A 24,944-nucleotide genomic window follows, 5' to 3' on the forward strand; every position below is an offset into this window, starting at 1 on the left:
AGGCTGCATTCGTGTGATGACGCGCAGCATAGTGCCGTGCGCAGATGGCGCCATGATGACAGCCGGCCTATGCCGATTACCCGGCCGACGCGCTCTCGCCGATCAACGTGCGGATAACCTGAACGACCTCTTCCACCAGCAGGCTGCGCGCATGCTGGGGCGGGAAGATCGCCAGATAGGCGACGTCAATCTTCGGTTCAAAGGGTTTGATCAGCAGCGTCGCTTCGCTGGTGCGGGCGGTAATGGCATCGACAATTCCCACCCCTAATCCGGCGCCCGCCATGACGCAGCAATGGCGCAGCGAGGTTTCGATCGGGCTTTGCAACGCCACATCCTGCGCGGTGATAGCCTGCGCCAGCTGTTCCCGTAATACGGTTTTGCGCCCCGGCAGGATTGAGCGGTAGTGGTTCAGGTCGTCAAGGGTGATACCGGCGCGGCCCGCCAGCGGGTGGGTTGGCGCGACGACCGCGACCGCCTGGGCGACGCCCAGCAGGTCGGCCTGCAAACCCTTGATTGCCGGCGTACTGTTGATAAAACCGATGTCGTACTGGTTGCTCAGCACCATTTCGGTGATCGCCAGCGTGCTTTCCACATCCATAGAAAGCGCCACATCCGGGTATTTCTTCAACAGCGAGGGGAAAATGCGTTCGGTACAGAGGTTGGCGAGCGCGGACACCGCGCCGATGCGCAGCACGCTGCCTTTGGCGTGACGGATGTCGTCCGCCACCCGCAGAATGTGATCCAACCCCAGATACAGCCGTTCGATCTCCCGGAAAAGCTTAAGTGCTTCTTCACGGGGTTCGAGTCCCCGGCCATCCCGATCAAACAGTTTTAGTTTAACCGCGTACTCAAAATCCTTGATCAGCCGGCTGACCGCCGGTTGGGTGATATTCATGATGTTGGCGGCCTGTGTGATGCCGCCGGTCAGAATCACCTTATGGAATGCTTCAACCTGTCTTAAGTTGATACGGCTCATAGATGTTACCAACCATAATGTTTATTTATGAATTCGGTACAAAATACGATTTTTAATTATTTTAACCAACACGTAGACTCCATCCCGAAGGTTACAGTTTGTCATAGATTTGCACAAAGCGTGATAAACCCGAATGCGGGATGGATCCGAATTTAAAGGAGTAACCATGAAAGGAACGTTGTTTGTTGCCGGCCTGATGACGCTGATGCCCATCGCGCAGGCAGCGGATTTGACGATTGGACTGGCGTCATCCACCACCTCGATGGATCCGCAGTTTTATGTCGGCGGCGCTAACAGCGCAATGGCCCGCAATCTGTTCGACGGGCTGGTTAACCAAAACGAAAAACAACAAATTACCCCTGCTCTGGCGGTGTCATGGAAAGCTATCGACGACACCACCTGGCAATTTACATTGCGACCGAACGTCAAGTTTCACGATGGCACCGATTTTAACGCCCGGGATGTGGTGGCCAGTGTGAAACGCATCGCGTTGGCGGCGAAAAACAGCCCCAGCGCTTACACGCCCTACGTGGCGGACATCAGCGAGGTTCGTGAAATCGACCCGCTGACGGTGGAAATCAAGACCAAAGGACCGGCGGCGCTGCTGCTCAACAACCTGAGCCGCATCGCGATACTGCCGGCGCGGCTGGCCGACCAGCCGACCGACGTGCTGAACGGCGGTAAAGACGTGATTGGCACCGGCCCGTTCAAATTTGTCTCCTATACCCCGGATGACAAGGTGGTGCTGAGCCGTAACGACCACTACTGGGGCGGCAAAGCCGAGTGGGACAAGGTGACGTTGCGCGTCATCAAGAACAGCAGCGCGCGCATTGCCGCGTTGCTGTCCGGCGATGTGGACATGATCGAAAGCGTGCCGACCGCAGACCGCGCGTCTATCGCGCGTCAGCAGGCTTTCGCCACGGAGTCGGTGCCGGGCAACCGCATTTTGTATCTGCACCCGGATCAGGACAGAGACGAGTCGCCGTTCGCCAAAGGCGACGACGGCAAGAATCCGCTGAAAAAAGCGGAGGTGCGTCAGGCGATGTCGCTGGCGATCAATCGCGACGCGCTGGTGCAGCGTATCCTCGACGGGCAGGGGCTGCCTTCGTCGCAGCTGGTGCCGCAAGGGTATCCGGGATATTCCGCCAAGATACCGGCGCCGGTTTACGACCTGGCGCAGGCGAAACAAAAACTGGCGGCGGCGGGCTATCCGAACGGCTTTACCCTGACGTTCCACGCCTCGAACGATCGCTATCCCAACGACGCCAAAATCGCGCAGGCGCTGGGGCAGATGTTCAGTCAGGCGGGCATCAAGACCGAAGTGGTCACCATGCCCGGCAACGTCTACTTCGCCAAGGCGGCGCAGCGTGAATTCAGCCTGGTGATGGGCGGCGCGGCGATTGAAACCGGCGAGGCGTCCGGCGTGCTGGGGCCGTTGCTGGAAACCTTTGGCCCGAATGCCGGCCAGGGAAACCGGGGACGGTATTCCAATGCCGAATTTGACAAGCTGCTGAATCAGGCACGCGCCACGCTGGATGAACAGCAACGCGATGCTCTGCTGCAGCAGGCAACCGAATTGGCGATGAAAGAGCAAGGGGTTATCCCGCTGCTGTTTCTCTCCAATACCTGGGCAATGAAAAAAGGCTATAGCTACGTGGGCCGCACAGACGGCTACACATTGCCCTATTTCGTTCACAAGCAGTAAAACGGTGAGTTTTTCACCCGGCGCTGGTGGTGAATGAAAATGATGTATACCCCAATAATTCGGGTTGTCCTGCAACTCGAAGTATGACGGGTATAGTGCGATTTTTACGTTAACACCAGGGTTCTCCCATCAGGCCGTGTCCCGCTGCATTGCGCGGCGGGACACTCCGCCTGCCACTTTCAGGGTCACTCCATGAGCGAATTCTTCGGCGTATTTCCCTATCTGGTTTCACCTATAAAAGCGAATGGCGATGTGGACAAAACCGTCCTCGCCGCACTGGTCGAGCACCTTATCGCCAGCGGCGTACATGGTTTGACGCCGCTTGGCAGCACCGGCGAATTCGCTTATCTGACCGTAAAGCAGCGTTTTGATGTCGTCAGCACCGTGGTTGACGCGGCGCGCGGCCGGGTGCCGGTGATCGCCGGCGTAGCCGCCACCACCATTCAGGATGCGGTGGCGCAGACGCAGGCTTACCTTGGCCTGGGCGTCGACGGCATTCTGGCGATACTTGAGGCTTATTTCCCGTTGACCGATGCCGGCGTGGAGAGCTACTTTCGGGCGATTGCCGAAGCCGCGCATCCCACGCCCGTGGTGCTGTACACCAATCCTCATTTCCAGCGTTCCGACTTAAGCCTGCCGGTGATCGAGCGTTTAAGCCACGTGGATAACATCCGTTACATCAAGGATGCGTCCACCAATACCGGCCGGTTATTGTCTATCATCGAACGCACCGAAGGACGCATGCAGGTTTTCGCCGCCTCGGCCCATATTCCCGCCTGCGTCATGCTGATCGGCGGCGTCGGCTGGATGGCCGGCCCGGCCTGTATCGTGCCGCGTCAGAGCCTGGCGCTGTACGAGGCGGCCAAACGCGGCGACTGGCAACTGGCGATGGAACTGCAACGCCCGTTGTGGCGGGTGAATGAAATTTTCGCCAAATACTCGGTGGCCGCCTGCATCAAGGCCGCGCTGGAGATGCAGGGATTCGCGGTCGGCAACCCGATTGCTCCGCAACAGCCGCTGAATCATCACGCGCGGGAAGAAGTCGCCAGCGTGCTGAAACTGGTGGGCGCTCTGTGAAGTCGATTCCCATCATCATCGATTGCGACCCCGGTATTGACGACGCGCTGGCGTTACTGAGCGCGTTTGTCGCCCCACAGCTGGCGATTCAGGGCATTACCGTGGTGAACGGTAATCAGCCGTTGCCCAACACGCTGCGCAATGCGCTGCAGATCGTCGAACTGGGCGAGCGTACCGATATTCCGGTGTTTGCCGGTTGCTGGCAACCGATGTTGCGCGAGCCGATCCACGGTCAGTTTCATGGCAAGAATGGGTTGGGCGACAGCGATTTTCCCGCGCCGCGTAAAGCGGCGGAAATGCAGCACGCGGTTAACTTTCTGATCGCCCGTTGCCGGGCGGCGGCGCAGAGCGGCGAACGCATTACGTTGTGCTCGCTGGGGCCGTTGACCAACCTGGCCAGCGCCTTCTGTATCGCGCCCGATATCGTGGACGGCATCGAACGAATTGTATCAATGGGCGGCGCCTGCCGGGAGCTGGGCAACCGCACCATGACGTCGGAATTCAACATGCTGGCCGACCCGCATGCCGCGCACATCGTCTTTTCGCAGGAACTGCCGATGACGCTGTTGCCGCTGGACGCCACCCATCAGGTGATCCTGACGCCGGAGCGCGTCAGCGAACTGGTGGCTCACGCCGGGCGATTGCGCGCTCCGTTGAGTCAACTGATGGCGTTTTGGGATCGCAATGATGTTAAACGTTACGGCTCCCGCGGCGGGCCGCTGCATGACCCGCTGGTGATCGCCTGGGTATTGCGCCCCGATTTGTTCCAGACCGAACGGGCGCGGGTGCTGGTGGAGCATCAGAGCGAACTGTGTATGGGACAGAGCGTAATGGATATCTACGGTAAATCCGGCCTGTCGGCGAACGTCGATGTGGTCACCGGCGTGGCGGTCGACGAGGTGTTTCAGTTGTTCTGTCAGCTGTTTTCAGCTTATGGAACCGCGTGATGACACGTCAGCGAATCATTATTGACACCGATCCCGGCGTAGACGACGCCATTGCGCTGTGGCTGGCGCTGGCCTCGCCGGAACTGGACGTATTGGGTATTACGGTGGTGGCCGGCAACGTGGCGCTGGAGAATACGCTGGCGAACGCCCGGCGGATTGTGGCGCTGTCCGGTCGTGATGACGTGCCGGTGTTCGCCGGTGCGAAAAGGCCGCTGATCGGTCCGCAGCGCTACGGCAAGTACGCCCATATCGGCGCATTCAGCGATGAGCTGGTGCCGGCGGGCGAGTGCCGGGTCGTGCAGGAGCACGCGGTGGATTTTATCGTTCGCACCGCGCGTCGGGCGGCGGAAGAACAGAACCCGATTACCTTTTGCGCCATCGGGCCGATGACCAATCTGGCGCTGGCGCTGATTCAGCACCCGGACGTCGCGCGCGGCATCCGTCAGGTGGTGACCATGAGCTGCGCCTTTACCGCGCTCGGCCACCGCACACCGTGGGCGGAATTCAATATCTATGCCGATCCGCACGCCGCCCGCCGGGTATTCGGCAGCGGCATTCCTTTGGTGATCATGCCGCTGGACATGACGTTTCAGGCGTTGATTACCCAACAGGAGATCGACGTTTTGCAACGTGACGCCGGGCGGCCCGGTGAGGCCATCGCCCGCCTGTTGGGCGCTTTTGACCGCAGCGACATGGCGCGTTTCGGCCGCGAAGGCGGTCCGGTGCATGACGCCACCACCGTGGCCTGGCTATTGCAACCGTCGCTGTTTGCCGGACGGGAGGCGCTGGTCGGGGTGACCGTCGCCGGTGAAACCGCCGGGCATACCTGGGCGGATTTTTATGGCAAGCTGTCGCAGGCGCCTAATGCACAGGTGATGCAGTCGGTAGATGAACCCGGTTTTCTGTCGTTGCTGGTCCGGGTGCTCAGCCGCTACGGCCGGCCGGATATCCCGGAGCGTCACGCTTAGAAGGCGTAATTGGCGCAGTCAGTTTGGACACGGACTGCGCCGAGCAGCCGGAGCATACACGTAGTACGTGAGGATTTCGGGCACGGCCCAGGTCCAAAATGGCAAGTAAAATAGCCCATTGGGGTAGGCTCTTAACCCATCGCTAACCAACAAGGACGCGTTATGGCCCGCTTTTTACTCAGTCGCTTTCTGCAAACCCTGATAACGCTGGCGGTCATGTCGGTGCTGGTTTTCGCCGGCGTGTATCTGGTCGGCAACCCGGTGGATTTGCTGTTGGGCAGCAACGCCACCCCGGCCGAACGCGAGGCGGTGATCCGCGCGTTCGGGCTGGATAAAACCCTGTGGCAACAGTACCTGCTGTTTGTTACCCACGCGCTGCAGGGCGATTTGGGCAACTCCTTCATTTTCAACCAACCGGCGCTACATCTGATTCTGCAACGCATGCCCGCCACGCTGGAACTGGCGCTGGTGGCGTTTCTGCTGTCGCTGCTGATCGGTATTCCGCTGGGGGTGTTCGCCGGCCTGCGTCCGGACAGCCTGGCGGCGAAATCGGTGATGACGGTATCGATTCTGGGCTTTAGCCTGCCGACGTTCTGGATCGGCATGATGATGATCATGCTGTTCAGTGTGAAGCTGGGGTGGCTGCCGTCGTCGGGACGGGGCGACACCGTGACGGTAGCGGGCGTGCCGCTAAGTCTGTTGACGTCGGACGGCTGGCAGCACCTGCTGCTGCCGGCGCTCAATCTGGCGTTGTTCAAGATTTCGCTGATTATCCGCCTGACCCGCGCCGGCGTGCGCGAGTGCCTGCAACAGGACTACGTGCGTTTTGCCCGCGCCAAGGGGCTGTCGGAGCGCCGCATCCTGTTTGTGCACGTGCTGAAAAATACGTTGATCCCGCTGATTACGGTGATTGGCCTGGAACTGGGCGCGCTGATCGCCTTTGCGGTGGTGACCGAAACCATTTACGCCTGGCCGGGGATGGGCAAACTGATTATCGACTCCATCGCGGTGCTGGATCGCCCGGTGATTCTGGCCTACCTGATGATGACGGTGGTGATGTTCAGCCTGATCAATCTGCTGGTGGACGTGCTGTACGCGGTGGTGGATCCGCGCATCCGGTTAGGAGGAGGGCAATGAGCATGTCGGGACGCTCGGTACATACCCCATCCGCCGCACCGGCGGCGCGTTCGGCGCTGGCGCGTACGCTGTCGATGCTGTTTCATGACCGGCTGTCGCGGCTGGGGCTGTTTACGCTGACATTGATTGTGGCGCTGGCGCTGCTGGCGCCCTGGATTGCGCCACAGAATCCGTATGACCTGACCCAACTGATGATCATGGATAACCGCCTGCCGCCGGGTTCAACCGGCATGGGCGGGCTGACTTACTGGCTCGGCAGCGACGATCAGGGCCGCGATTTGCTGAGCGCCATTCTCTACGGCACCCGCACCAGCCTGATCGTCGGCGTCAGCAGCGCGCTGGTGGCGCTGGTCATCGGCATGGCCGCCGGCATGTTGAGCGCCTGGCTGGGCGGCAAAACCGATGCGCTGTTGATGCGTATCGTCGATATCCAGCTCAGCTTTCCGCCCATTCTTATCGCCCTGATTCTGCTGGCGGTGCTGGGGCAGGGGGTGGACAAAATTATTCTGGCGCTGGTGATTACCCAGTGGGCGTATTACGCCCGCACCATTCGCGCCTCCGCTCTGCTGGAGAGCCGCCGTAATTATGTTGATGCGGCGCGCGGCATGGCGTTTTCCGCTCCGCGCATTCTGTTTCGCCATATGCTGCCCAACTGCCTGCCGCCGTTGATTGTGGTCGCTACCATGCGTATTGCGTACGCCATCATGCTGGAGGCGACGCTGTCGTTTCTCGGCATTGGTCTGCCGATTACCGAACCGTCGCTGGGGTTGTTGATCGCCAACGGGTTTGACTATCTGCTGTCCGGGGATTACTGGATCAGCCTGTTCCCCGGCGTAATGCTGCTGTTGCTGATTGTGGCGATTAACCTGATCGGCGACGCCCTGCGTGATGCGCTGAATACCAGACAAGAGGAGTGAGGCGTGAATCAGCCGGTGCTGCGCGTTGAACAACTGAACACCGCTTTTCGGGTCAACGGTGAGTGGCTGAAGGTGGTGCAGGATCTGTCGTTTGACATTGGCGAACGGGAAACCGTGGCGCTGGTGGGCGAGTCCGGCTCCGGCAAAAGCGTCACCGCGCTGTCCATCATGCGTCTGCTGGCCGGGCCGCAGGTGCGCACCACCGGACGGGTGCTGTTCGATGGCCGCGACCTGCTGGCGCTGCCGGCCCGCGAGATGCAGCGCATCCGCGGCAATCATATCGGCATGGTGTTTCAGGAGCCGATGACCAGCCTCAACCCGGTGCTGAAAATCGGCACCCAGATTACCGAAGTCTTGCGGCGTCATCGGGGAATGGACCACGCCAGCGCCCGGGCGGAAGCGGTGCGTCTGCTGGAAAAAGTGCGCATTCCCGCCGCCCGCTCCCGGCTGGACGAGTACCCGCTCAGCTTTTCCGGCGGTATGCGCCAGCGGGTGGTGATCGCCATCGCGCTGGCCTGCAATCCCCGCTTGTTGATTGTCGATGAACCGACCACGGCATTGGATGTCACCATTCAGGCGCAAATTCTGGCGCTGATCAAAACGCTGCAGGACGAGCAAGGCATGTCGATTCTGTTCATCACCCACGATATGGGGGTGGTGGCGGAAGTGGCCGACCGCACGATGGTGATGTACCACGGCGAAGGGGTGGAAATGGCGGATACCCGCCAGCTGTTTCGCGCGCCGCAGCACTCGTACAGCAAGACGCTGTTCTCCGCGGTGCCGCGACTGGGCGAAATGGCTGAGAGCCGTCTGCCGCGACGGTTTGCGTTGTTCGGGCAGTCCGCGGCGGCGAGCGAACCGCTGACAGACACGGTAACGCCGGGAGAGCCGGTGCTGGCGGTGCGCGATCTGATCAAGCGTTTTGACGTGAAAAGCGGCTGGCTACGGCGGGTGACCGGCCGGGTGCATGCGGTGGAAAAAGTCTCTTTCAGCCTGCAACCGGGGGAAACCCTATCGCTGGTAGGGGAGTCTGGGTGCGGCAAGTCCACCACCGGGCGCGCGATTCTGCGGCTGCTGGAGCCGAATGGCGGCGCGGTGTCGCTGTGCGGCGAGAACATGCTGGCGGCCGGCGCGTCGGCGCTGGCCGGGTTGCGGATGCGGGCGCAGATGATTTTTCAGGACCCCTACGACAGCCTCAACCCACGGTTGACCGTGGGCAGCGCGATTGCCGAACCGATGATCAGCCACGGCCTGGCGTCAGCGCGACAGGCGCCGCAAAAAGTGGCGGAACTGCTGGAAAAAGTGGGGTTGCAGGCCGACATGGCCGGCCGCTATCCGCATCAGTTTTCCGGCGGGCAGCGTCAGCGCTTATGCATCGCGCGGGCGCTGGCGCTCAATCCACAGGTGATTATCGCCGACGAAGCGGTGTCCGCGCTGGACATGACCGTCAAGGCGCAAATCGTCAACCTGTTGCTCGACCTGCAACAGCAACTGGGGCTGGCCTACCTGTTTATTTCTCACGACATGGCGGTAGTCGAGCGCATCAGTCATCGGGTGGCGGTGATGTATCAGGGCGAAATTGTGGAGATCGGCCCGCGTCAGGCGGTATTCAACGATCCGCAGCACCCGTATACCCGCCGCCTGCTGGCCGCCGTGCCGGTGCCCGACCCGGAAAAGCGCGTGCTCAGATCGACGCAGGCCGATGAACTGCACAGCCCGCTGCGCCCGGCGGACTATCAGCCGCCGACGCGCCGTTATCAGCAGGTTGGCGACGGCCATCTGGTGCTAGTATCCTGAGCGATGGAGCAGCGTGTGGCGCCTGCCGTACGCTGAGATGAAGCATCGCGTCGCCGGCATGAAGAGGCCTATCAGCATGAATCGCAGACGTTTTCTGACCGCCGTCACCCTTTCTGCCGTCGCGCTGAAAATCGGGGGCGCGGTCGGTGTGCCGTTGCCGACGTCGCGTCCCCGACTCCCACTGTGGAATGACTCGCCGCCGGGCGGCGGCGGACCCTCCGGCGCGCCGCGGTTGAGCGTCAGAGGCGCGCTCAGTCAGATCGCCGCCCCTTATCTTGAGGTGTTTCAGCCGGAAAAACCCAACGGTCAGGCCATACTGGTGGCGGCCGGCGGCGGCTATCAGCGTATCGAGATGGGTAAGGAGGCCTGGCCGGCAGCGGCCTGGCTGGCGGCGCAGGGCTATACCGCCTATGTGCTGACGTACCGCTTGCCCGGCGAAGGCTGGCATGACGGCAACCGGGTGGCGCTACAGGATGCCCAGCGCGCGTTGCGCCTGATTCGTCATCGCGAGCGGCATGTCGGCGTGCTGGGGTTTTCGGCGGGCGGGCATCTGGTGGGCATGGCGGCGCTCAGGCATGACGCCGCTTATGCGCCGCAGGATGCGCTTGATACCCTCCCGCTTCAGGTTGACCATGCCGCGCTGATCTACCCGGTGATTACGCTGGAAAAACCCTATCAGCACACCGCCACCCACCGGGAGCTGGTGGGGCGTAACGCCACGCCGGCGGCGGAAGCCGAATGGTCGGTGCAGTCCTACGTGTCGCGGCGCTCGCCGCCGTTCTTTCTGGTGCAGGCGGACGATGATCCGGTGTCCGACCCGCACAATACCCTGATCATGGCGCAGGCCTGCCGACGTGCGCAGGTGCCGGTGGAGATGCGGCGTTACCCGGTCGGCGGGCACGGTTTTGGGTTGGGTGAGCCGGGCACGCCGGCAGCGGCCTGGCCGGCGGCCTACCTGAGCTGGCTGCGCCGTCAGGGGTAATGCGTCTTCGGCGGTTTTCGCCTGGTGCCCTACAGGATTTTTATTTCCCGCCGCGGAGAATTTACAGAAAATTTATCCCTGCCGGCCAATAATCAGCCCGACGTTAACTGGGGCCGGCAGGGTGGTTGCGCTCAGCGCGGCTGATTATGCTCCTGCCTTGTCGACCCCGTCACTTATCTGATGAGGCTGATATCGTTATGCCATTACGCGTCATGAACGCCAACGTCGTTAGCGGACCATTTCCCGACCCGGTTGAGCGATGTTTTCGCGATGAAGTGGAAACCTACCTGAAGCACTATCCTGATACCGAACATGTCGACATCTACCTCCATGACCTGAATGGCTGCGTGCGCGGTAAACGTATGTCGGTCAGCACGCTGTTTTCTCTGGAACAGGGATGCTATTTCCCGTTGTCGGTGTATGCCATGAGTCTGGAAGGGCACGTCATCGAGCAGAGCGGATTGGGTAAACAGGTGGGCGAGCCGGACCGCTTGTGCCTGCCGGTCAGCGGCACGTTGCGGCCTTGCGCCAGCGATCCGGCGCGTCACGCCCAGTTGCTGTTGACCATGAAAAATGCGGATGGCGCCGCCTGCGAGCTGGAACCGCGCGTGGTATTGCAAAACCTGCTGCGCCGTTTTCATGACCGCGGCCTGTATCCGGTGGCGGCGGCCGAACTGGAGTTTTATCTGCGCGACCGCGAGCAGCCCGAACCGTCGCTCTCCCAGCCTTCCCACTGTTTTCTGGTCGATGAGCCGGAACCGCATGTTTACCTCCTTGATGAGATCGAACAGCACGCCAGAATGCAGCGTTTGCCGCTGACCGGAATCGTCGCCGAAGCGGACGCCGGTCAGTACGAACTCAATTTGCAGCATAGCGACAGGGTGCTGGAGGCCTGTGAACAGGTGTTGACGCTGAAACGGATGACGCGACAACTGGCGGAAAAATTCAACCATGCGGCCTGTTTTATGGCTAAGCCGTACGCGCATCTGTCGGGCAGCGGCCTGCATGTGCACATCAGCTTGCAGGATAGGAACGGCATCAACCTGCTCGCCGGTGAACCGGGGCAGGCGCTCAGCGAAACGATGCGGCGATCGCTGGCGGGGATGATGGCGCTGATGCCGGCGTCGGTAGCGCTGCTGGCGCCGAATGTGAACGCGTTTCGCCGGTTGCGGCAGGGCGGACATGCGCCGCTCCACGCATCGTGGGGATACAACGATCGCACCGTGGCGCTGCGATTGCCCTGTGCGGATCGCGATAATCAGCGTATCGAGTATCGTCTGGCCGGCGCCGACGCCAATCCCTATCTGGTGATGGCGGCCCTGTTGAGCGGTATGTGGCACGGTCTTGAGCATGACCTGCCGCTTCCCGGCAACGGGCGGCACGATGCGGTTCCGCTCGCGGAGCGCGTGGCGTTGCCGCGGTATCAGCAGGATGCGCTGGCGCTGTTTCGGCAGTGTTTGCCGCTGCAAGCGTTGCTTGGCCGCGAATTTAGCCAGCTGTGGCTGACGTGCAAAAACGCGGAGTTGAGCCATTTTGAGTCACGGGTGACCGAGGCGGAAAACGGGTGGCATTTATAGCGGCGAGCCCGGCGACAGGCGTGGCGGCCGTGACCCGGCGCACAAACCGCCACGCTGACCGTCTGCCGCAGGATTGTCGGGCTTGCGCCGCAGTCCACGATGCGTTACATCCTTCATTTTTATAACGTCAATAATACCGATAACGGTGCGCCGATCCGGGCATGGATAGGAGTTTTTCGCGTGGGAACCATAACGTCAAACGTCAACGGTAAGGCGGGCGTTGTCCGTCTTAGTCGCCATTCCCGGTGGATGCTGGGGGCGATCGCCGCCGGTCTCATCACGTCGGCGCAGGCCGGCGAATCGTTTTGTCTGGCGGTAAAAGCGCCGTCAAAATCCGCCCTGCTGTCGACCGCCTCCCGCCCGCCGTCGCCGCAACCGCAGGCGATACCGGTCATGCACACCGAAGGCACGCTGCCTCATCAGGGCATTTATGATATTTCCAACGCGGCCAAACGCGACTTCGGCTACATGCGCGATCTGGCGCTGGCGTGGCGCATGGCTGGGGATGCGGCGTCGCTGTCACGGCTGGCGGTCTATCTGGACGACTGGATCAAGACTTACCGCCTGAGCTTCAATCCTATTGATGAAACCGGCCTTGACGGGTTGATTGACGCCTATCAGCTGACCCGAAACGACCTGCCGGAGGCCACGCGGGAGCGTACCCGCCGTTTTCTGAACGACCTGACGACGGGGTATCTGCAACGGATGCAGGCGCATCAGCAGGATAAACGCGGCACCTGGAACAATAACTGGCAGAGTCACCGCGTCAAGCTGGTGACGATGGGGGCGGCCGCGCTGGACGATCCCCGCCTGATGGCGGCGGCGCAGCAGGCCTTTGTACGCCAGCTGAACGCCAATGTCCGCGCCGATGGCGAAGTGCTGGATTTCAGCCAGCGCGATGCGCTGCACTATGTGGTGTATAGCCTGGAACCGCTGGTGCGCGCCGCGCTGGCCGCTCGCACGCAGGGGCATGACTGGCTTGATTTGAAAGGCCGTGACGGACAAAGTCTGCGCGCCGCGCTGGCGTGGCTCAAACCTTACGCCGACGGCGTGAAGACTCACGAAGAATTTGCCCGCACCACGGTGCGTTTTGATATCGAGCGTCGGCAGGCCGGCGTGCCGGGATTCGACGGATTATGGCCGGCCAAAACCGCGTCCGCCCTGTACTGGTCGGCCAGCCTGCTGGATGAGCGCTACCTGGAGATTGCCCGCAAACTCAATGCTACGTCGCCCCGATGGCTGTGGGCGGCGGCATCGTGCCGGTAAGACGCCGGAATCGCCGGCGCCTTTGCGTGTTGACTGAAAGGATTAGCCAGCCAGTAACTGGCCGTAGCGGACGAGGTCGACGTTACCGCCGCTGATGATCACGCCGACGCGTTTCCCCCGCAGTTCGTGCTGGCAGGCGCGGGCGGCGGCGAAACCGAGGCAGCCGGTCGGTTCCACCACCATTTTCATCCGCTCGGCGAAAAAGCGCATTGCCGCGACCAGATCATCATCACTGACGGTCAGAACGTCATCCACGTTGGCGCGAATCAGCGCGAACGTATATTGGCCCAGATACTGCGTCTGAGCGCCGTCGGCGAGGGTGTTGGGCGTATCGATACGCGCGATGCGGCCGGAACGAAAGGACTGCTGGCCGTCGTTGCCGGCTTCAGGTTCGACGCCGTACACCCGGCAGCCGGGCGACAGCCGCCGTGCCGACAGCGCCGAACCGGACAGCAGCCCGCCGCCGCCCAGACAGACAAACAGCGCATCCAGCTCGCCTACCTCTTCAAACAACTCTTTGGCTGCGGTTCCCTGACCGGCGATGACCTGCGGATGGTCGTAGGGTGGGATCAGCGTCATGCCGTGCTGTTGCGCCAGCTCGCGGCCGATAGCCTCACGGTCCTCCGTGTAGCGGTCATAAGTAACCACCCGCGCGCCGTACCCTTTGGTGGCGGCGACTTTGGCGGCGGGGGCGTCCTGCGGCATGACGATGGTGGCCGGAATCCCCAGCAATCTTGCCGACAGGGCGATCGCCTGCGCATGGTTGCCGGAAGAGAAGGCCACCACGCCGGCGGCTTTCTGCTCATCGGTGAATTGCAACAACGCGTTCATCGCGCCGCGAAATTTGAACGCGCCCATGCGCTGAAAGTTTTCGCATTTGAAGTAAAGTTCCGCGCCGAACGCATCGTTGACGGTACGGGAGGTGAGAACCGGCGTGCGGTGGGCATAACCAGCAATCCGGTCGCTGGCGGCGGCGACGTCGTCATAAGAAGGCAGAACAATCGGGTTCATGGCGGTACCTGTGTAAACGATTTATCCAGTTTTAAACAAAATGTCTTATTTTTTATAGCCTGTATTTTGGGCGTTGCCAACCGTTTTTGGCGGGCTGACGGCGTTGCCCGGCTGGGCGAGGGCCGGGCTGAATTTGACATAATGTCTATTTGTAAATATTTTATCCAAAAATGAGTCGATGAAAGGATAAACGCGATGACGCATCTGCCTGATTCGCTACTGTTTGAGCAGCTTGGCACCATTGCGGAAGGGCTGGGAGAGACGTTCGCGCCGTTCTGCGAAGTGGTGATCCACGATCTGAAAAACCCGGAACACGCCATTCTGGCTATCTACAACAACCTGTCCGGGCGGGAAGTGGGGCAACCGGCGACCGAACTGGGGCTGGCGCGTATCGCATCGCCGGAATTTCCCCGTATCGTGGCGAATTACGCCAACCAGTTCGCCGATGGTCGGCCGGTGAAAAGCACCTCGATCGGCATCAAGGACGCCAGCGGCGAGTATGTCGCGTCGCTGTGTCTCAATGTCGATATGACGCTGTTTCGCGGCATTCAGCATGCATTCGCCCGCTTCAATCAGGTCAGTACCGGCGTGCTTAACGAAAGTCTGGAACCGTCTGGTTCCGAAGCGATTCGTCAGCGCATCGATCAGTTTGCGGCGCGTCTGGCGACCACGCCGCGCGCGCTTAAAGCGCCGGAACGGCGCCAGCTGATCCAGGAACTGCGGGAAAATGGCTTGCTCGACGTGAAAAAATCCATGGAAACCATCGCCCAGCACCTGGGGATTTCTCGCGCCTCGGTTTACAGCTATGCCAAATAATCTCCGCGCGGCCAAATAATCCTCACCGGGCCGGATAATCGCGGCCCTGTCGGCAAACGCGGCTCGCCCACCGCCTTTGCCGATGATGCGTGGGCGAGGTTAAGGCCAGACGTTAAGGTCAAAAGCGCCTGGGGCGCGCCGTGTTCTCTTTACAGCATCGGCTGACCGTGAGCGCGATAACGAAAAAGAGTCCGCTGATCGCAATAAAAAGCCCCCAGAACCAGGGGACGATGTCACGAGAATGGAAATAGTCGAAAAGGATGCCGTTCAGGGTATAGCCGAGGCCGACGCCAGTCATCGAAAATAACCCCAGTAAGCCCATGACGGTGCCGTTGGCGTTTGCCGGCGCACGGGTTATTGCCTGAGCGTCTATCATTACCGTGAAAAATACCTCGGCAATGCTGAAGAAAAATATTCCAATGGCGTAAAAAACCAGTTGCAACGGGGAGTCTATTAATGACGAAATAGCAATCAAAATAAAGGCGACGGAAAAAACCAGAAAACCATAGGAAAGCTCAAGAGCGACTGTTTTTACTCTGCTGATAATAAACAGGTTTGAAAAAATTACGGTGATCGCGTTAATGGTAAATGTCATTCCGGATGCCAGTAATGAAATATTCAGAGAGGAATAAAGCGGAAAGACCAGTTCGAGAAAGGTATAGAAATAAAAAAAGCATAATTGCATTAAAAATAACGGCCGGATATTGACCTGTCGAAGCATTGAGAGCCATTGCCAGGGCGATGCCCGTTCGCGATCGTTATGATAACTGCGGAAATTGGATAACGTAATCAGGTAGATTATCGCGACTACCACCAGACAGGCGGCGTTGGCGTAGCACAGAAAAGCGAAATTGTAACCGATCATCAGGTAACCAAATAGCGGACCAAATGCCACCCCCATGTTGATCGCCAGACCGATAGACGCGAAGGCTTTCATGTCGCTGTCAATCAGTTCAAGCATGGCTTTCTTGCTGGCTATCATGCCGCATGCCAGACCGACGCCGTTGATCAGCGCAGACGCGACCAGCCCGGCAAAGGTATGGGCATCCGCCAGCAGGATTAACCCGATGATACGCAAGGCAATGCCCAGCAGCGCCACCTTTTTGGCGCCGATGTTGTCGGCCATCATGCCGGCGGGCAAGGTGAGCCCTTTTTCAAGGGTGGCGCGTAGCATCAGTAATAGCGAAACCTGAAATACGCTCATCCCCAGGGTCTGGTATAAATACACAACGTAATAGGGGATAATAAAAAATGACGATAATACGGATAAGAATGTCCCTGATAGCAAAAACCAGGATTTATTGTGCAGTAATACATTTTTTGTGAATAAAAACTTCATTATGGATAACCCTGTGATTTTCAAATCTGTGGAAATTTTCTAATCTATGGAATGACTTCCAATGTATGGCATTATTTCAATCTATATGACGCCAGACGGCGGCGAAAATATAGATGGAGAATGTGGTGCATGAGCGTAAACGACAGAGTATTTCATGCTCTGGGATTTCTCTTATTCATTTAAGCTTTTTGTTAAATCCTGTTCTCGGGTGTTTTTAAATGTGACCTTATTTATAAAGTTAATAACAGTGACGGCGCGGATGCCGCTGCGAGGTCTTTTTTCCGATAACCGTGGCGATGCATCGAATACCTGACCGGGCGGTGAGAAAGGTTGTTATTTAACCCTTTCCAGCGTGCGCGTTTTGTCATGCGCCGTCCCGACGGTTTGTGCGTCGCGCGGGCAGTTTGCCGGCAAAATGGATCAGCGCCTCGTGGTTAAACCGCGGCAGACGTTATGTCAATGACGCGTTTTAACCACTGCTCACAGGATGCGGAACAATTGTCACAGGAAAATGGTGGATAAATGACCGGTGGTCTATGCTTTTTAAAACAGGAAGATGCGACGGATGACGTGAGACACATATTTTTCTTTTTGATGGTGTATAAGAAGTAAGAGCTATTTGAAGCGCGCCAGCGATCGCGTAGAGTGAGGTGGCAGGGTATTGCCCTGATTTGCCTGCATTACTGATGTTGCCTTGTAACCACACAATTAATAATTATTTGCATTGAGGACAGAATGGATAAATTTCAAAGAGAGATTGAGGAGAGAACCAATCTTACCTCATCCAACAAGTTTGAATTGTTATTGTTCCGTTTAGGGTCGGCTACCGGTGAGGGGCCATCCGAGCTGTTCGGCATCAATGTGTTCAAGCTTCGTGAAATCGTTCCGATGCCAACCTTGACCAAGGCCGCGGGTATGACACCGCCGATGCTTGGCATGATTAATATTCGCGGGCAGATTATTCCCGTTATCGATCTTCCGGCGGTAGTGGGATGTGCTGCGAGTACCGGCCGCAATATCCTGCTGGTGACGGAATATGCACGCAGCACTCAGGCTTTTGCGGTCGAATCCGTTGATGACATTGTTCGTCTGGATTGGAGTCAGGTAAATACCGCCGAAGCAGGCGTCAGCAATACCTATATTACCAGTATTGCGCGTCTGGACAGCGATCCATCGAGTAACCGTCTGGCGCTGGTGCTGGATGTCGAACAGATTCTGCACGACATTATTCCGACCGAGCGCGAGATTAAGATTGAAAGCGTAGAAGCCAAAACCTTCAAACTGAAGCCCGGTGCGGTGGCGATTGTAGCCGAAGACTCGAAAGTCGCGCGAACGATGCTCGAAACGGGGCTGAAGGTGATGAATATTCCGTACATCATGCATATCACCGGGTTGGAAGCCTGGAACAAGATCAAGGCAATGGCGCAGGAAGCACAGGCGGAAGGTCGGCCGATTTCGGACAAGATTGCCTTTGTGCTGACCGATCTGGAAATGCCGGAGATGGATGGTTTTACACTGACGCGTAATATCAAACGTGATGATACGCTCAAGAGCATTCCCGTTATTATCCACTCTTCGCTGTCCGGCACCGCGAACGAAGACCATGTGCGTAACGTGGGCGCGGATTCGTATGTAGCGAAATTCGAAATCAATGAACTGGCCGCCGCGATTCACAGCGTGGTGGACAAAAAAGTCCCTCCCTCCAAGTGATGTAATCGGTTCTCCACAGCCCTGACCTGTCCGGTCAGGGCTGACAGCGTAACCGCCCGGACTGTTTTCCTGAATGACCAATAACCTCCGCAGACGGTAATCCCCGCCGGTACCGTATTGCCCTGCCTGTTAACGGCGGCGTTTGCTGAGCCACCGCTTACCCATCCCGCGTTAAAAAGCGCGATGTCGATCACAATGAGTCAAAACCGGGCCGCAGGGGCAAACCGTGAGCGGACGCGCGCTGGCATCACGACGACCCGCGGCGCGCTATTAATCTTTACTCTAAAGCTAATGATTGCGAAACCGGCTTTATTGAAGCGGCATCGGCCGGGGAACATACTTTAACCAGACCAAGGCAAATCAAAATGATGAGCTGAATCAGGAGGTTAATAATGTTGTCTGGGCAAACGTCACCGCGGCTCTGGAATACGCGCCGCAGTGAAAAACAACGGCGCAAGGCGTCGATACCCGTCCCGGGCAAGGTGCTTCCCACGGAACATCTTGCCGCGATGTTGGAAAAGCTGATCGCTCCCGGCGATAAGGTGGTGCTGGAAGGCAATAACCAGAAGCAGGCTGATTTTCTCTCCCGCACGCTGGCGGAGGTCAATCCGCAAAAAGTGCATGACTTGCATATGATCATGCCGAGCGTCGGGCGCAGCGAACATCTGGATATCTTTGAAAAAGGCATCGCCCACAAGCTCGATTTTTCCTTCTCAGGCACGCAGAGTCTGCGCATTTCGCAACTGCTGGAGGATGGCGCGCTGGAAGTCGGCGCCATCCATACCTATATCGAACTCTATTCCCGCCTGTATGTCGACCTGATCCCCAATGTGGCGTTGGTGGCGGGGTATAAAGCCGATCGCAAAGGCAACCTGTACACCGGCCCCAGTACCGAAGACACGCCGGCGCTGGTTGAAGCCGCCGCGTTCCATGACGGTATCGTCATCGCTCAGGTCAATGAGCTGGTGGACGACGAAACGGATTTGCCGCGCGTCGATATTCCCGGTTCCTGGATTGATTATGTGGTGGTCGCCGACAAGCCGTTCTTTATCGAACCGCTGTTTACCCGCGACCCGCGCTTGATCAAACAAGAGCACATCCTGATGGCGATGATGGCTATCAAGGGCATTTACGCCGAGCATCAGGTGCAGTCGCTCAACCACGGTATCGGTTTCAACACCGCGGCGATTGAGCTGCTGCTGCCGACCTACGGCGAGCGTCTGGGGCTGAAAGGCAAAATCTGTAAGCACTGGACCCTCAATCCGCATCCCACCCTGATTCCGGCGATTGAAAGCGGCTGGGTCGACAGCGTCCACTGCTTTGGCGGCGAACTGGGGATGGAAGCCTATATCGCCGCCCGGCCGGACGTGTTCTTCACCGGCGCCGATGGCTCGATGCGCTCCAACCGCGCGTTTTGCCAACTGGCGGGGCAGTACGCCGTGGATATGTTCATCGGTTCGACATTGCAGGTCGATGGGCTGGGCAACTCGTCCACCGTCACCAAAGGGCGTCTTTCCGGATTCGGCGGCGCGCCCAACATGGGGCATGACCCGCACGGTCGCCGTCACGCCACGCCGGCATGGCTCGCCATGATTAACGAACCTGACCCGATGCAGCGCGGGCGCAAGCTGGTGGTGCAAATGGTGGAAACCTTCCAGGCCGGCGTCAAACCGACCTTTGTGGAAAAACTCGACGCGGTGGATGTGGCGAAAGCGGCCGGTATGCCGTTGGCGCCGGTGATGATTTATGGCGACGATGTCACCCATGTGCTGACGGAAGAAGGCATCGCCTATCTCTATCGCGCCGACAGTCTGGAGGAACGCCGGGCGATGGTGGCGGCGGTAGCCGGGATCACCGATATCGGGCTGGGGGTGGACGCGCAGCGCGTGGCGGAGTTCCGCCGCAACGGCAAGGTCGCCTACCCGGAAGATTTGGGGATTCGCCGTACCGAAGCGACCCGCTCGCTGCTGGCGGCCGGCAGCGTGGCCGATCTGGTGGAATGGTCGGGCGGCCTGTACAACCCGCCGGCGAAATTCCGGAGCTGGTAATGAAGCCGCAGCGACAGTCCGACGCGCAGGGGTATGCGCAATGGCTGGCCGAGGCCGCGACGCGCTGCCTGATTGAGGAAGCGCGGCTCAGCCCCAAGCCGGGGCTGGTCGATAGCCGCGGCAGCGGCGCGCATCAGGATTTAACGCTCGCGCTGATGGAGCGTTCCGCCCGCAGCCTGACCGACACATTCCATACGCTGGCGCTTCAGAGCTGGCAACGCCCGGTGGATGCCGCGTTGCGCCAGTTGGTCGGTCGGGTAGGGCGCGAAGGCGAACAGCGCATGATGCTGGCGACCGGCGGCGTCAACACGCACCGCGGCGCGATCTGGGCGCTGGGGCTGCTGGTCAGCGCGGCGGCGATGCTCGGCGGCGGCGGCGACTCGCAGGCTATCGCGGACACCGCGGCGCGTCTTGCCCGCCTGCCGGATAGCGCCGCGCCGACGGTCTTTAGCAAAGGGCGACGGGCGACGCAGCGTTATCAGGTCCCTGGCGCGCGCGAAGAGGCGCAGCAGGGGTTCCCGCACATTACCCGACTGGCGCTGCCGCAGTTGCTGCATAGCCGCCGGCAAGGCGCCGGTGAAGACGCGGCGCGTCTGGATGCGCTGATGAGCATTATGACCTCGCTGAGCGATACCTGCGTGTTGTCACGCGCCGGGCTGGACGGGCTGGAAACGATGCAGCGCGGCGCGCGGGCGGTATTGGCGGCCGGCGGCATATCTCGTCCCGCCGGGCGGCAGGCGCTGGCGCAACTGGATGCGCATATGCTGGCGCTGAACGCGTCGCCGGGCGGCGCGGCCGATCTGCTGGCCGCCACGCTATTGCTTGATGGTATCGCACAGCCATCTTTATACGATTAAGAGGGTGTTATGGAACACATTACATTGTCATTCCCGGCTACCCGCACGGCCAGCGGCAACGCGCTGGCGGGCGTGGTGGGGTCCGGTGATATGGAAGTGCTGTTGACGGCGAACGCCGGACAGACGCTCTCCATCGACATCACCACGTCGGTGGATAACAGTCGGGCGCGCTGGCAGGCGCTGTTCGACCGGTTAAGTTCGCTCGGCGGCCTGCCTGCCGGCGCCATGAAGATTCATGATTTCGGCGCCACGCCCGGTGTGGCGCGCATCCGTATCGAACAGGTTTTTGAAGGGGTGAATCATGCGTGACGACCGCAGTTTTATCGAACTCAAAGCGCGGGAGCGCGCCCGCGCGCTGCTGGATGAGGGCAGCTACCGCGAATTGCTCGACCCGTTTGACGGCATCGTCTCGCCGTGGCTGGGGCCGCAGGGCATCGTGGTGCAGTCCGACGACGGTATGGTGGTAGCGAAAGGCACGCTGCAGGGCAAACCGACGGTAGTGATCGCTATTGAGGGTGCGTTTCAGGGCGGCAGCATGGGCGAAGTCTCCGGCGCCAAAATGGCCGCCGCGCTGGAGCTGGCGGCGGACGATCAGCGCAAGGGCATTCCGACGCAGGCGATCTTGTGTCTGGAAACCGGCGGCGTCCGGTTGCAGGAGGCCAATCTGGGGCTGGCGGCGATCGCCGATATCCACGCCGCCATCGTCGACCTGCGCCGTTACACGCCGGTGATCGGCATCATCGCCGGTACGGTGGGGTGCTTTGGCGGCATGTCGATCGCCGCCGCGCTGTGCAGCCACCTGATCGTCACCCGCGAGGCGCGTCTTGGGCTCAACGGCCCGCAGGTAATTGAACAGGAAGCGGGGATTGCCGAGTACGACGCACGCGACCGTCCTTTTATCTGGAGCATGACCGGCGGGGAAATCCGTCGCCGCAGTGGCCTGGCCGACAGTCTGGTGGCCGATGGCGTTAACGCCGTCAAACAGGCGGTGGATAACGCGCTCGCCAGCGGCGTTCCGGCGCAACACCGGTCGGATAACTATGCGTGGTATCTGGCGCGACTGACCGACGCCGATACGCGGGTGCAGGCCGACACGCAACAGATCCAACAGCTTTTCGGGGAGGTAAACCCATGAGTCACGTAGCACATCGCGGCGCGTTATGGCTGGAAACGCTGGCGCACGGTAAACCGCGACTGGTCGGGCTATGCCCGTCGGTGCAGGCGGCTGACGGCGACATCGCCGGCGAACCGGTCCGTTTTATCGCCGTTGTTCCTGACGCGGATAACCACTACCCGCGCGCCGCGCAGGGCGAGGTGGGGCTGCTTGAAGGCTGGACGCTGGCGAAAGTGGTGCATGAGACTATCGCCGCGGACCGGCACAGCGATAACAAACGGCCGATTGTGGCGGTGATCGACGTGCCGAGTCAGGCGTATGGCCGCCGGGAGGAAGCGTTCGGCATCCATCAGGCGCTGGCGGCAGCGGCGGGCGCGTATGCGCAGGCTCGCCTCGCCGGGCATCCGGTCATCGGGCTGATCGTCGGCAAAGCGATGTCCGGCGCGTTTCTGGCCCACGGTTATCAGGCCAATCGGCTGATCGCCTTTAATGACCCCGCGGTGCAGATTCACGCGATGGGCAAGGCCTCCGCCGCGCGCATCACGCTCAGAAGCGTCGAGGAACTGGAGAAACTGGCGGCCACTATCCCGCCGATGGCGTATGACATCCGCAATTACGCCACGCTGGGGTTGCTGTCGACGTTGCTGGATATCAGCAATCCGGATGCGCCGTCCGCCGACGAGTCGGCGCAGGTGATCGCCGCGTTGCAGCAGGCGATTGCCGACGCCCGTCGTGACCGTTCACTGAAAACGCGGCTGGGAGCGGACAACCGGCGCAGTTCGTCGCTGGTCCGCGAACGGATGCGGGCGCAGTGGTAAGCCGCGTCCGCGGGTAAACCACGCGCCGGTGTAAGCGTCACCAGGGAACGTCACTCGGGGAGAAGCCTCGCACAGGTAATCAGCCCCACACAGGCGGTCAGCATCCTGGTTAACAAGGATCGGCCGCCTGATATCGGTAAGCCAGTAAAGAGACCTGCCAGAAAAGGGTAATGGGCGTCATTGGATGCCCACGGACGCCCTTTGTCTGAAAAAACTATGCGGTGCTCCGCCACACGAATAATAGCGGGTGCCGCCTAACCATCGCGCTGGAACTCATGCTCTTTTATTACAGGTGAATACGATATGACTTATGTAATTGTTCATGCCCTCGCGCCGATTTTTATCATCATGTTGCTGGGGTTCTGGGCTGGCAAAGCCAAAATGGTGGATAACAAGAACGTTGCCCTGCTCAATATTTTCGTCATGGATTTTGCGCTGCCGGCGGCGTTGTTCAGCGCCACGGTGCAAACGCCCTGGTCCGGCATTGTCCAGCAGGCTCCGCTGATCGTGGTGCTGACGCTGGCGATGTGGGTAACCTATGCGGCCATTTATTTTCTGGCCGTAAAACTGTTTCATAAAACGCCGCAGGACGCAGCGGTGCTGACGCTCACCGTGGCGCTGCCCAACTATGCGGCGCTCGGCCTGCCGATTCTTGGCAGCGTGCTGGGCGACGGTTCGTCTACCTCACTGTCGGTGGCGGTGTCCATCGCCTGTGGTTCGGTGCTGATGACGCCGTTCTGTTTGCTGATCCTGGAACGCGAAAAAGCGCGGGCGTCAGGCGGCAGCCAGACCTCTACGCTGGCGATGCTGCCGGTGCTGATGTGGCGGTCGGTGAAAAAGCCGATTGTGCTGGGGCCGTTGCTGGGCGTGGTGCTGTCCGCCATTGGTATTCGCATGCCGGAACTGCTGCTGGCGGCGATCAAGCCACTGGGGCTATCCGCCACGGCGACCGCATTGTTCCTGACCGGCGTTATTCTTTCGGCGCGCCAGTTGAAGCTTAACCGCGTGGTCACCACCGCGGTGCTGGCCAAGCTGTTAGTACAACCGGCGCTGGCGTGGGCGGTGGTGCTGATGTTGGGGCTGCACGGCGCGGTGGCGATCACCGCGATTCTGATGATTGCTCTGTCCGCCGGCTTTTTCGGCGTGGTTTTCGGTAACCGGTTTGGCGTGCAGTCGCCGGATGCGGAAGCGGTGCTGCTGTTAAGCTCGGTACTCTGTATCCTGTCGCTGCCGCTATTTATTACGTTGACATCAGGAATCTAAAGCATGGTAACGACACGTCCGCACGATCTGTTATGGCTGGCGTCCCGCGAGGCGCTGGAAGGTATCGACGCGCCCTGGGTGGACAGCCAATGGCGACCGGCTTTGCCGGTGGTGGTGCGGCGTGACGTTGACCCGGTCGGGCGTATTCCGGTCGGGGTGCGCGGCATGCGCCGGGACCAGCGCGCCGCCGGATGGGTGGCGGCGGCGCATATTGTACGCGCGGCGACCCCGGAAATGCTGGGTGAGCTGCCCGCACTGCTGGCATCGCCGTTTGTGTCGCAACCGCCGGTGCAGGTCGCGATTCAACTGGCGCAGCAGCACTGGCCGTGGCAGTGGGGGGTAACCGGCAGTACGGGATACGCGCTGGCGACGCAGGTGCCGGTGCTGCATGCCGACAGCGACCTGGACCTGCTGATTCGCGCGCCTCGGGCGCCGGACCTGGAAGCCCTGCGGGACTGGCAACGGCAATTGTCGTCGGGGCTGTGTCGAGCCGACACGCAAGTGGAAACGCCCAACGGCGGTTTCGCGCTGGCTGAGTGGTTGAGAGACGGGCAGGCGCTGTTGAAAACCGAGCGCGGGCCGCGGCGGGTCAGCGACCCGTGGGCAATGGAGTGGTGAG

The 24,944-nt window shown here is 60.1% G+C and carries 22 protein-coding genes; 19 read left to right on the top strand and 3 right to left on the bottom strand.

Going from position 1 to position 24,944, the window contains the following annotated elements:
* Positions 1-76: 76 nt before the first annotated feature.
* Entirely contained in the window at positions 77-976 is a 900-nt protein-coding gene (locus CPA59_RS08340; protein WP_107759067.1) for a LysR substrate-binding domain-containing protein, read from the bottom strand.
* A 166-nt stretch (positions 977-1,142) separates the two neighbouring features.
* Here CPA59_RS08340 and CPA59_RS08345 point away from each other — a divergent pair, with 166 nt between their 5' ends.
* The 10 genes from CPA59_RS08345 (at position 1,143) to CPA59_RS08395 (ending at position 13,349) form a co-directional block, all read left to right on the top strand.
* A complete protein-coding gene (locus CPA59_RS08345; RefSeq protein WP_107759068.1) occupies positions 1,143-2,681 on the top strand; it encodes an ABC transporter substrate-binding protein in 1,539 nt (512 codons plus the stop codon).
* Between the two features lie 192 nt (positions 2,682-2,873).
* Positions 2,874-3,758: a dihydrodipicolinate synthase family protein gene (locus CPA59_RS08350; protein ID WP_107759069.1), complete on the top strand. Its 885-nt coding sequence runs from the start codon at positions 2,874-2,876 to the stop codon at positions 3,756-3,758.
* Positions 3,755-4,705, top strand: coding sequence for a nucleoside hydrolase (locus CPA59_RS08355; RefSeq protein WP_038918622.1), 951 nt, complete (start codon positions 3,755-3,757; stop codon positions 4,703-4,705). Before CPA59_RS08350 ends, CPA59_RS08355 begins: the two co-directional genes overlap by 4 nt.
* On the top strand, positions 4,705-5,673 hold the full coding sequence (locus tag CPA59_RS08360; protein WP_038659973.1) for a nucleoside hydrolase: 969 nt from the start codon (positions 4,705-4,707) through the stop codon (positions 5,671-5,673). The genes CPA59_RS08355 and CPA59_RS08360 overlap by 1 nt, the downstream gene beginning before the upstream one ends.
* 162 nt (positions 5,674-5,835) lie before the next feature.
* Positions 5,836-6,810 carry an ABC transporter permease gene (locus tag CPA59_RS08370; protein ID WP_038659970.1) on the top strand — a complete coding sequence of 325 codons (975 nt, stop codon included), beginning with the start codon at positions 5,836-5,838 and terminating at the stop codon, positions 6,808-6,810.
* Positions 6,807-7,727 carry an ABC transporter permease gene (locus CPA59_RS08375; protein ID WP_107759071.1) on the top strand — a complete coding sequence of 307 codons (921 nt, stop codon included), beginning with the start codon at positions 6,807-6,809 and terminating at the stop codon, positions 7,725-7,727. The genes CPA59_RS08370 and CPA59_RS08375 overlap by 4 nt, the downstream gene beginning before the upstream one ends.
* A gap of 3 nt (positions 7,728-7,730) precedes the next feature.
* The gene (locus CPA59_RS08380; protein WP_107759072.1) at positions 7,731-9,524 is read left to right on the top strand and encodes an ABC transporter ATP-binding protein; all 1,794 of its coding nucleotides are present in this window, start codon (positions 7,731-7,733) and stop codon (positions 9,522-9,524) included.
* A 76-nt stretch (positions 9,525-9,600) separates the two neighbouring features.
* The gene (locus CPA59_RS08385) at positions 9,601-10,506 is read left to right on the top strand and encodes an alpha/beta hydrolase (RefSeq protein ID WP_107760784.1); all 906 of its coding nucleotides are present in this window, start codon (positions 9,601-9,603) and stop codon (positions 10,504-10,506) included.
* 197 nt (positions 10,507-10,703) lie between these two features.
* Positions 10,704-12,083 carry a glutamine synthetase family protein gene (locus CPA59_RS08390; protein WP_100849342.1) on the top strand — a complete coding sequence of 460 codons (1,380 nt, stop codon included), beginning with the start codon at positions 10,704-10,706 and terminating at the stop codon, positions 12,081-12,083.
* A 180-nt stretch (positions 12,084-12,263) separates the two neighbouring features.
* Positions 12,264-13,349: an alginate lyase family protein gene (locus CPA59_RS08395; protein WP_255412281.1), complete on the top strand. Its 1,086-nt coding sequence runs from the start codon at positions 12,264-12,266 to the stop codon at positions 13,347-13,349.
* Positions 13,350-13,391: 42 nt separating this feature from the next.
* Here CPA59_RS08395 and CPA59_RS08400 read toward each other — a convergent pair whose 3' ends face one another.
* Positions 13,392-14,360, bottom strand: a complete 969-nt coding sequence (locus CPA59_RS08400; RefSeq protein ID WP_107759073.1) for a threo-3-hydroxy-L-aspartate ammonia-lyase — start codon at positions 14,358-14,360, stop codon at positions 13,392-13,394.
* Positions 14,361-14,555: 195 nt separating this feature from the next.
* Between CPA59_RS08400 and CPA59_RS08405 the strand changes: the two genes are divergently transcribed.
* A complete protein-coding gene (locus CPA59_RS08405) occupies positions 14,556-15,176 on the top strand; it encodes a transcriptional regulator (protein ID WP_107759074.1) in 621 nt (206 codons plus the stop codon).
* Between the two features lie 118 nt (positions 15,177-15,294).
* Here CPA59_RS08405 and CPA59_RS08410 read toward each other — a convergent pair whose 3' ends face one another.
* On the bottom strand, positions 15,295-16,539 hold the full coding sequence (locus CPA59_RS08410; protein WP_159077931.1) for an MFS transporter: 1,245 nt from the start codon (positions 16,537-16,539) through the stop codon (positions 15,295-15,297).
* A gap of 711 nt (positions 16,540-17,250) precedes the next feature.
* On the opposite strand from CPA59_RS08410, the gene CPA59_RS08415 reads away from it, so the two are divergent.
* From CPA59_RS08415 to CPA59_RS08455, 8 genes are all read left to right on the top strand, one after another.
* A complete protein-coding gene (locus tag CPA59_RS08415; RefSeq protein WP_049855209.1) occupies positions 17,251-18,225 on the top strand; it encodes a chemotaxis protein in 975 nt (324 codons plus the stop codon).
* A gap of 392 nt (positions 18,226-18,617) precedes the next feature.
* Positions 18,618-20,273 (top strand): malonate decarboxylase subunit alpha, encoded by a 1,656-nt coding sequence (gene mdcA / locus CPA59_RS08425; protein WP_038918631.1) that lies wholly within the window; start codon positions 18,618-18,620, stop codon positions 20,271-20,273.
* Entirely contained in the window at positions 20,273-21,130 is an 858-nt protein-coding gene (locus CPA59_RS08430) for a triphosphoribosyl-dephospho-CoA synthase (protein WP_107759076.1), read from the top strand. The genes mdcA and CPA59_RS08430 overlap by 1 nt, the downstream gene beginning before the upstream one ends.
* 9 nt (positions 21,131-21,139) lie before the next feature.
* Positions 21,140-21,439, top strand: a complete 300-nt coding sequence (gene mdcC, locus CPA59_RS08435) for a malonate decarboxylase acyl carrier protein (protein ID WP_038918634.1) — start codon at positions 21,140-21,142, stop codon at positions 21,437-21,439.
* A complete protein-coding gene (locus CPA59_RS08440; RefSeq protein ID WP_107759077.1) occupies positions 21,432-22,265 on the top strand; it encodes a biotin-independent malonate decarboxylase subunit beta in 834 nt (277 codons plus the stop codon). Before mdcC ends, CPA59_RS08440 begins: the two co-directional genes overlap by 8 nt.
* Positions 22,262-23,062 (top strand): biotin-independent malonate decarboxylase subunit gamma, encoded by an 801-nt coding sequence (mdcE, locus tag CPA59_RS08445; RefSeq protein WP_107759078.1) that lies wholly within the window; start codon positions 22,262-22,264, stop codon positions 23,060-23,062. The genes CPA59_RS08440 and mdcE overlap by 4 nt, the downstream gene beginning before the upstream one ends.
* A 303-nt stretch (positions 23,063-23,365) precedes the next feature.
* Entirely contained in the window at positions 23,366-24,325 is a 960-nt protein-coding gene (locus CPA59_RS08450) for an AEC family transporter (RefSeq protein WP_038918637.1), read from the top strand.
* A 3-nt stretch (positions 24,326-24,328) separates the two neighbouring features.
* Positions 24,329-24,943 carry a malonate decarboxylase holo-ACP synthase gene (locus CPA59_RS08455; RefSeq protein ID WP_107759079.1) on the top strand — a complete coding sequence of 205 codons (615 nt, stop codon included), beginning with the start codon at positions 24,329-24,331 and terminating at the stop codon, positions 24,941-24,943.
* Position 24,944: the final 1 nt, after the last annotated feature.

It is taken from the genome of Dickeya sp. Secpp 1600 (genome assembly GCF_003049805.1).
GTDB classification, from domain to species: domain Bacteria; phylum Pseudomonadota; class Gammaproteobacteria; order Enterobacterales; family Enterobacteriaceae; genus Dickeya; species Dickeya fangzhongdai.

Bases quoted from the DNA above. Each gene is read 5' to 3' on its own strand.
- CPA59_RS08340 (WP_107759067.1), bottom strand. From the start codon at position 976: ATGAGCCGTATCAACTTAAGACAGGTTGAAGCATTCCATAAGGTGATT.
- CPA59_RS08345 (WP_107759068.1), top strand. From the start codon at position 1,143: ATGAAAGGAACGTTGTTTGTTGCCGGCCTGATGACGCTGATGCCCATC.
- CPA59_RS08350 (WP_107759069.1), top strand. From the start codon at position 2,874: ATGAGCGAATTCTTCGGCGTATTTCCCTATCTGGTTTCACCTATAAAA.
- CPA59_RS08360 (WP_038659973.1), top strand. From the start codon at position 4,705: ATGACACGTCAGCGAATCATTATTGACACCGATCCCGGCGTAGACGAC.
- CPA59_RS08370 (WP_038659970.1), top strand. From the start codon at position 5,836: ATGGCCCGCTTTTTACTCAGTCGCTTTCTGCAAACCCTGATAACGCTG.
- CPA59_RS08375 (WP_107759071.1), top strand. From the start codon at position 6,807: ATGAGCATGTCGGGACGCTCGGTACATACCCCATCCGCCGCACCGGCG.
- CPA59_RS08385 (WP_107760784.1), top strand. From the start codon at position 9,601: ATGAATCGCAGACGTTTTCTGACCGCCGTCACCCTTTCTGCCGTCGCG.
- CPA59_RS08390 (WP_100849342.1), top strand. From the start codon at position 10,704: ATGCCATTACGCGTCATGAACGCCAACGTCGTTAGCGGACCATTTCCC.
- CPA59_RS08400 (WP_107759073.1), bottom strand. From the start codon at position 14,360: ATGAACCCGATTGTTCTGCCTTCTTATGACGACGTCGCCGCCGCCAGC.
- CPA59_RS08405 (WP_107759074.1), top strand. From the start codon at position 14,556: ATGACGCATCTGCCTGATTCGCTACTGTTTGAGCAGCTTGGCACCATT.
- CPA59_RS08415 (WP_049855209.1), top strand. From the start codon at position 17,251: ATGGATAAATTTCAAAGAGAGATTGAGGAGAGAACCAATCTTACCTCA.
- mdcA (WP_038918631.1), top strand. From the start codon at position 18,618: ATGTTGTCTGGGCAAACGTCACCGCGGCTCTGGAATACGCGCCGCAGT.
- CPA59_RS08430 (WP_107759076.1), top strand. From the start codon at position 20,273: ATGAAGCCGCAGCGACAGTCCGACGCGCAGGGGTATGCGCAATGGCTG.
- mdcC (WP_038918634.1), top strand. From the start codon at position 21,140: ATGGAACACATTACATTGTCATTCCCGGCTACCCGCACGGCCAGCGGC.
- CPA59_RS08440 (WP_107759077.1), top strand. From the start codon at position 21,432: ATGCGTGACGACCGCAGTTTTATCGAACTCAAAGCGCGGGAGCGCGCC.
- mdcE (WP_107759078.1), top strand. From the start codon at position 22,262: ATGAGTCACGTAGCACATCGCGGCGCGTTATGGCTGGAAACGCTGGCG.
- CPA59_RS08450 (WP_038918637.1), top strand. From the start codon at position 23,366: ATGACTTATGTAATTGTTCATGCCCTCGCGCCGATTTTTATCATCATG.
- CPA59_RS08455 (WP_107759079.1), top strand. From the start codon at position 24,329: ATGGTAACGACACGTCCGCACGATCTGTTATGGCTGGCGTCCCGCGAG.